Below are 3,355 nucleotides of genomic sequence, written 5' to 3' on the forward strand. Positions count from 1 at the left end.
GCTAAGGTCCAATGGTCGGACCTTTGCTTGGAGGTAGGGTGCGCGCAGTCGTCCTCCGCGAGTTCGGTGGATGCGGAACTTGCGGTTCGCCGACTCTCCTGGTTCGGAACCGGAGCCGGGATGGGCAGCGATACGTAGTCAAATAATAACTCACTGAAGCAAGCGTTGGGAGATGGAATACTCAGTGAAACTGATTCATTTCTTTACGCTACCAAGCGTCCAGTCGCAGACCGGCCGGCCCCTCGAAAGCGCAGGCCGCGACCCCGCCACAGCCATCAGATCCCGGTCGGCCGTCCCGCCCGCCGATCGGCGCGGACGAGCAGTGCGACAAGGCCCCATCCGCCCACCACAGGACGGGGCCGACGCAGGCCCGTCACACCGGAGAACGCCTCACCTCTCCAACCATCATTCCCCGGCCATGGTTCCCATTCCCCTCCGATGGGAATTCCCATCCTCCTCAGCGGTGTTCAAATAATCCGTTAAGCGTCCACTTGAAAACGACCGTCCGCGCTAGTACGTTTACCCCCGGCACACCGGCATTTGCCGGACGGGCAACCAAAAAGATCATTCCATCTACTCCGCGACGAGCAGCGGCCCTGCTCGCTTCCTGATCGAAGAGGGTCATCAGTTCAATGGACCAGTTCACCGACCACTTCACCGACGTGACGTACACGGTCGACAACGGCCTGGCCTGGATCACCATCAATCGACCGGAACGTTACAATTCGTTCCGCGCCCGCACCGTCGATGAACTGATCAAAAGCTTCAAATGTGCATGGGGCAGCGAAGACGTCGGCGTCATCTGCCTCACCGGCGCCGGCGAGAAAGCCTTCTGCACCGGCGGTGACCAGAAGCAGCGCATGGAAACGGGCGACTACGGACCATCGGACAGCGGCCTGTTCGAGGTGGACGCACTGCACCGGGTCATCCGTGACGTGCCCAAACCCGTCATTGCGGCGGTGAACGGTTTCGCCATAGGCGGTGGCCACGTTCTGCACCTGCTGTGCGACCTCACCATCGCCGCCGACAACGCCCGTTTCGGCCAGAACGGTCCCCGGGTCGGTTCATTCGACGCCGGCTTCGGCACCGGCTATCTCGCCCGCGTAATCGGCGAGAAGCGTGCCCGCGAAATCTGGTTCCTCTGCCGCCAGTACAGCGCCGACCAGGCCGCGGACTGGGGCCTGGTCAACAAAGTCGTCCCGGCTGACCAGCTACGGGCCGAGGTCCGCGCCTGGGCGGACGAGATCCTCCTGCTGTCACCGACCTCCCTCAAGGTACTCAAGCAGTCGATGAACACCGACAGCGAGCATTTCGCGGGCATCGGGCAGATGGCCTACTCCAGCCTCAAGATGTTCAGTGACTCCGCCGAGGCCAAGGAAGGTATCACCGCCTTCAACGAGAAGCGCGCACCGGACTTCTCCGCGCACCGGGGCAACTGACTCCCATGCGCTGCACAGCGGAATCCACCGCGGCGCCGGCGAGGGAGACCCATGGCTGACACCACAACGTCGATCTACGCGCCGGACCTGCTGCGGGGCAAACGGATCCTCATCACCGGCGGTGGGACCGGCCTCGGCCGAGGGGTGGCAGCCCACCTGGTCCGCCACGGCGCCCAGGTCCATCTGTGGGGACGCCGTCAGGCCGTCCTCGACGAGGCCGCCGCGCAGGTCTCGGCCGACCGGCCCGGAACCGTGCACGTACAGACCGTCGACGTGCGCAAGGCCGATCTCGTCGACGCGGCGATCAGCGAGATCTGGGAACGGCACGGGCCGTTGACCAGTGTCGTCAACAATGCCGCGGCAAACTTCATCGCGCCGACCGCCAGCCTGAGCGCACGAGCCTTCGAGGCCGTCAGCGCGACCGTGATGAACGGTTCCTTCAACACCACCCACGCCGCCGGCCGCCGGTGGATCGCCGAGGGCCTCCCCGGAGCGGTGCTGTCCACCCTGACCACCTGGATCTGGACCGGTTCGGCGTTCGTTGTCCCGTCCGCGATGGCCAAGGCCGCCGTGCACGCCATGACCATGTCGCTGGCGGTCGAGTGGGCCCGCTACGGGATCCGCCTCAATGCCGTCGCGCCCGGGCCGATCCCGACGGACTACGCCTGGGAGATGCTCAACCCCACGGACAAAAGCGCGGTCGGAGCCACCCAGGCCGACCAGATCCCGATGGGTCGCATGGGCACCGTCGAGGAACTGGCGAACCTCACGATGTTCCTGCTGTCGGACGCCTGTGACTACCTCACCGGTGAAACGATCGCGATGGACGGGGGACAGAAACTGGCTGGCCCCGGCACGTTCGCGGGCCTGACCGCACTGAGCGACCAGGACTGGGCGGACATCCGCGAGCGCAGCCAGCTCGCGACCGTACAGAGCAAATCCCAACGCAACGTCTGACGGTTCACCGGCTGCGCGGCCCACCATAGCCGCGCAGCCTGCCGCCAGCGACGCTTTCCTACCGCCCCAGGGGTACCCTAACCCGAAGATTAAAAGACTCGCCAGGAAGGCGCGTCTGGCGCGGCAGCGGCCTCGAGAGAATAATCGAGCGTGACGCAGCATCAGGCTGGGAAATCAGCCCTCGCAGTAGTCACGGAGGCGTTTGGTGTAGGTGACATTGAACTCGGCGTACCGCTCGCGGAGTTCATCTCCCGGCCAGTCCTCGGGTAGCAGTTCTGGGGGCAGATAGGGGTCGATCAGGAGATGTCGGAGAACCTCGGCGGTGACCATGAATCCGGCGGTCAGACCGCCGGCAGTATCGAGCTCCGTACAGAGGCGGCGCGCTTCGTACGCCCAGCCGGGTAGGTCCCAGAGCAACCCGACCAGCTGGAGAGAGTCCGGATAGCGGCTTTCGAAGAAGGTGCACTGTTCGGCGACGGTGCCGCTGAGCTGCCGAAGCAGGTTGTCCGGGCGAATCCATACGCCTTCCCGAAGCTCTGTCAATCGGAAGCCGACCATGCTCTTGCGCAGAGCCACCCGCTCGGCAAGCGGCCTGGCCTGCGCCGTGACGATCGCCATCTCCCAGCCCCCGTTCCATTCCTTGGACCGGGGCGAGCGGCTTTCGTCTTGTTGAGCCTGGCGTCGGAGAAGTCGTTCGGTGAGCCGGTATACGCCGTTGTCGGCGACGACATCCCCGTCCGCGACCATCCGCGTCAGCGCCACTCGGGTCGTTCGCTCGGCGATACCGAACAGTCCGCCGACTCGGATGAGCGCGCTGACCGGGAGCGCGGGCGGATGGTAGCCGAGGAGGGTGCTGAGCGCGACCGACCGGGCGGTGAGCGGCTTGATGGCCGGGAGATGACGGTCTTGCACCGCAGGAACGATACGCCTTCGCACTTGATCCACGGATAGGACAGTAG

General features: G+C 65.0%; 3 protein-coding genes. 2 read left to right on the top strand and 1 reads right to left on the bottom strand.

The window, feature by feature from the left end; genetic code table 11:
* Nucleotides 1-632 precede the first annotated feature (632 nt).
* On the top strand, nucleotides 633-1,439 hold the full coding sequence (locus tag DD1DGNOD_RS11310; RefSeq protein WP_131770080.1) for an enoyl-CoA hydratase-related protein: 807 nt from the start codon (nucleotides 633-635) through the stop codon (nucleotides 1,437-1,439).
* A 51-nt stretch (nucleotides 1,440-1,490) separates the two neighbouring features.
* Nucleotides 1,491-2,396 (top strand): SDR family oxidoreductase, encoded by a 906-nt coding sequence (locus tag DD1DGNOD_RS11315; RefSeq protein ID WP_131766521.1) that lies wholly within the window; start codon nucleotides 1,491-1,493, stop codon nucleotides 2,394-2,396.
* Between the two features lie 174 nt (nucleotides 2,397-2,570).
* On the opposite strand, the gene DD1DGNOD_RS11320 is transcribed toward DD1DGNOD_RS11315, so the two are convergent.
* The gene (locus tag DD1DGNOD_RS11320) at nucleotides 2,571-3,308 is read right to left on the bottom strand and encodes a PaaX family transcriptional regulator C-terminal domain-containing protein (protein ID WP_206443100.1); all 738 of its coding nucleotides are present in this window, start codon (nucleotides 3,306-3,308) and stop codon (nucleotides 2,571-2,573) included.
* Nucleotides 3,309-3,355: the final 47 nt, after the last annotated feature.

It is taken from the genome of Candidatus Protofrankia californiensis, assembly GCF_900634765.1.
GTDB lineage: Bacteria > Actinomycetota > Actinomycetes > Frankiales > Frankiaceae > Protofrankia > Protofrankia californiensis.

Bases quoted from the DNA above. Each gene is read 5' to 3' on its own strand.
- DD1DGNOD_RS11310 (WP_131770080.1), top strand. From the start codon at position 633: ATGGACCAGTTCACCGACCACTTCACCGACGTGACGTACACGGTCGAC.
- DD1DGNOD_RS11315 (WP_131766521.1), top strand. From the start codon at position 1,491: ATGGCTGACACCACAACGTCGATCTACGCGCCGGACCTGCTGCGGGGC.